The 253-nt window shown below is 65.2% G+C and carries 1 protein-coding gene; it reads right to left on the reverse strand.

The window, feature by feature from the left end:
* A partial coding sequence (locus AB3X94_RS42300) for a transposase (protein ID WP_368614515.1) occupies positions 1–253 on the reverse strand: 253 nt, incomplete at both ends.

The raw sequence follows: 253 nt of genomic DNA on the forward strand, positions 1-253 counted from the left end.
CCGCGAACGCCACCTTGACCGTCTGGCCCGTGGCCTGCTGAACCTGACGCGCCAGTTCTCCAACCTGCGCGCGCTCCTGCTCGTTGGCCGGCGTCACATGCACCGCGAGCAGTTGTCCCAACGTGTCGACCGCCATATGTACCTTGCTGCCTTTCTTGCGTTTGTATCCGTCGTAGCCTGCGCGTGCGCCGCTTTCGCACGTCGACTGCAGCGTACGGCCATCGAGGATGACCGCGCTGGGTTGACCACGGCG

It is taken from the genome of Paraburkholderia sp. BR10923 (genome assembly GCF_040948765.1).
GTDB classification, from domain to species: Bacteria; Pseudomonadota; Gammaproteobacteria; order Burkholderiales; family Burkholderiaceae; genus Paraburkholderia; species Paraburkholderia youngii.